At 69.0% G+C, this 2,949-nt stretch carries 3 protein-coding genes and 1 pseudogene; all 4 read left to right on the forward strand.

Going from position 1 to position 2,949, the window contains the following annotated elements:
• Positions 1-435 (forward strand): PLP-dependent transferase (locus RMN84_RS11870; protein WP_309612377.1); only part of this gene is annotated, 435 nt, incomplete at its 5' end.
• Positions 435-1,847 carry an NAD(P)/FAD-dependent oxidoreductase gene (locus RMN84_RS11875; protein WP_309612378.1) on the forward strand — a complete coding sequence of 471 codons (1,413 nt, stop codon included), beginning with the start codon at positions 435-437 and terminating at the stop codon, positions 1,845-1,847. The genes RMN84_RS11870 and RMN84_RS11875, both read left to right, overlap by 1 nt.
• Positions 1,840-2,754 carry an FAD-dependent oxidoreductase gene (locus RMN84_RS11880; protein ID WP_309612379.1) on the forward strand — a complete coding sequence of 305 codons (915 nt, stop codon included), beginning with the start codon at positions 1,840-1,842 and terminating at the stop codon, positions 2,752-2,754. Before RMN84_RS11875 ends, RMN84_RS11880 begins: the two co-directional genes overlap by 8 nt.
• Positions 2,742-2,949: pseudogene (locus RMN84_RS11885) on the forward strand (FAD-dependent oxidoreductase); the annotation flags it as partial. The gene RMN84_RS11880 and the pseudogene RMN84_RS11885, both read left to right, overlap by 13 nt.

Consider the following 2,949-nt stretch of genomic DNA (forward strand, 5'->3'; position numbering starts at 1 on the left):
CTGCGCTCGATGGAGACGGTCCACCTGCGCATGGAGCGGGCCTCGGCCAATGCTCGGACGATCGCCGATCACCTGCGCGATCATCCCAAGGTGGCTGGCCTGACCTATCTCGGTCACCTCGCCGAGGGCACGCCCGAACGCGCGGTCTATGACCGCCAGTGCAGCGGCGCGGGCTCGACCTTCTCGTTCGCGCTCGTCGGGGGGGAAGCCGAGACGTTCCGCTTTCTCGACGCACTCCGCCTGTTGAGTTTCGCGGTCAGTCTCGGCGGATCGGAGACGCTGATCACCCATCCCGCGACGACCACCCATTACGCGATTTCGCCCGAGGAGCGTGCGGCGGGCGGGATTACCCCGGCGACGCTTCGCCTCTCGGTCGGGATCGAGCATGTCGACGACCTCATCGCCGACGTCACGCGCGCCCTCGAGGCCGTTTGATGGTCATCGACCGCCACGCGATCGACGGCAAGATCCCCGCCCCCGACGAGCGGTTTGACACGGTCGTGGTCGGCGCTGGCCAGGCCGGCACCGCAGCGGCGCTCGCAGCCGCCAGGGATGGTGCCACGGTCTTGCTGATCGACGAGCATCCGGTCCGTGGCGACCTCATCGGGACCGACGTGCCCTACTATTTCGGCGGACGGATGACGGCGGCGGTGCAGAACCCCGAGCGGATGGTCGAACAGTTGTTCGCCAGCAATCCGGCGCTGGAGGAAGCATTCCACGCGGGCGTAGACGTCCGCCTCGGCACCTGCGCGTGGGGCCTCTACGTCAACGGCCCGGCGATGCGTGCGCTGCCTGAACCGTTGCTCGGCATCGCCGACGGTGAAGCGGCGCGGATGGTCGGCTTCGGGCGGCTGCTGCTGGCCACCGGCGCGCGCGATGTCGTGCTCGGGTTCGCCGGCTGGGACCACCCCGGCGTGATGGGCGCGCAAGGCTTCGCGGCGCTGCTGACCCGCTACGATGCGCTGGCCAGCCGCCGCGTGGTCGTCGTCGGCTCAGGCGACCTGGCGCTCGATACGGCTCTGCTGGCGCTCGATCGCGGGATAGAGGTCGCCGGGATCGTCGAGATCGCCGGCGCGCTGCAGGGATCGCCCGGGCGCGTCGAACGAATAAAAGCGTCGGCAATCCCGTTGTTCCTGGGCCACACCGTCGCCGAAGCGCGCGGCGGTAGCGACGGAGTCGAGCAGGCCATCCTCGCCACGTTCGCCGGCGACGAGCGGACCAGCGTCGATTGCGACACGATCATCCTGGCGATCGGGGCAATCCCCGCAACCGAACTGCTCGATGCCGCAGGGACTGTCCTGGGCGACACAATCAGGCTTGTCGGCGACTGCGCTACGGTCGAGCGACCCCTCCCCGCCATCCTTGCCGCTTGGGCCGAGGCGCTCGGTCGCCACGCCTCCCCTGAAACCATTGTTTGCCAATGCGAGGAGGTCAGCCGCGCCGACCTGCTCGGGGTCCAGCCCCCGCGCTATCTCGACCGACCGACGTCGATGTCCGCCCGCTCGCTGGCGACACTACTCGCCGACGGTCCAGCGCATCCTGACCAGATCAAGCGGCTCACGCGGGCCGGCATGGGGCCATGCCAGGGCCGCCGCTGCCGCGACCAGGTCGCGTGCCTGCTCGCCGCCGAGCAGGACACGACCCCCGACCGCGTCCCCGTCGCCAGTTTCCGCGCGCCCGTCCGCCCCGTTCCCCTCGGCATTCTCGCAGACTGGAACGAGCGCCCGGAAATGGCCGCAGGTTGGGACGTGTGGTTCGGCATCCCGACCCAGTGGCTGCCCTATGCGATCATCGGCACGCCCGAAGAGGCCGAGTTGATCGCCCGTGGCGGAAACATGCATGTTTGACACCGGCCTACCCAAAGGAGCGTCGGTGGTCGTCATCGGCGCCGGCGTGACCGGCCTCAGCGCCGCCTGGTGGCTGGCGCGCGACGGCTTTGACGTCGTCGTGCTCGACAAGGGAATCGTCGGCTGGGAAGCGTCGGGGCGCAACGGCGGTGGCTGCTCCCACTATCAAAGCCCATTGTTCGTCGAAGAACAGCGACTGTGGCCGCAGCTGGACGACTTGCTCGGCTATCCCACTGAACATCGCCCCGAACGGATCATCCTCCAGCGCGATCCCCACTTGCTCGACCATTATCGCGCGGTCGGCCAGATGTGCGTCGCGATGGGGTTTCGGGTCGACGACCTTGATTCACAACAGGCGCAGGAAATGGTGCCGCTGACCGACGAGACCTGCCTCGGCGGAATTCACCTGCGCTTCGGCGGCCATGCCAATCCCCAGCGCACGGTGCAGGCCTATGCCTGGGCGCTGCAGGATCTTGGCGGTCGCATCTTTCAGCACTGTCCGGCACTGTCGATCGAGTTGGCGGGCGGGAAAGCGGTCGCGGTCGACACTCCGCGTGGACGGATCGAGTGCGACGCGCTGGTCGTCGCGGCGGGGCCGCAGACGGGCATGCTGCTCGAACCGCTTGGGGTGAATTTCCCGATCGCCTCGGCCCGCGCCGAAATGATCGTCACCGAACCCGCGCCGATGATGGCGATCGGCGGCGTCGACGGCAATGGGCTGTACGGGCGCCAGACGATGCGCGGCAATCTGGCGTTCGGCGGCGGCCCGCACGAGTGGATCGACATGGAGCCGGCCGGCCCGAGCGCACGCCCGGCCTCGCCGCTCGCCCGCAACCTCGCCCGCCGGGTCGCCGAGTTGTTCCCCAGGGCGGCGCACCTCAACGTCATCCGGTCGTGGCCGGCGTGATCGAGAACAGCCCCGATGGCCGACCGATCATCGACCGGCTGACCGATCCCGCCAATGTTACGGTGGCGACCCTGTCGGGCGTCGGGTTCGGCCTGTCGCCGGCGAGCGGTCACGCCATCCGTGACCTCGTCGTCGACGGGACCTGCTCGTTCACGGACATCGCCAAGCTCGGCCTCGCGCGCTTCGCCACCCTGG

Source organism: Sphingomonas sp., assembly GCF_031380695.1.
GTDB lineage: Bacteria > Pseudomonadota > Alphaproteobacteria > Sphingomonadales > Sphingomonadaceae > Sphingomicrobium.

Excerpts from the sequence above, each read along its gene's own strand:
- RMN84_RS11880 (WP_309612379.1), top strand. The coding sequence starts at position 1,840 with ATGTTTGACACCGGCCTACCCAAAGGAGCGTCGGTGGTCGTCATCGGC.
- RMN84_RS11875 (WP_309612378.1), top strand. The coding sequence starts at position 435 with ATGGTCATCGACCGCCACGCGATCGACGGCAAGATCCCCGCCCCCGAC.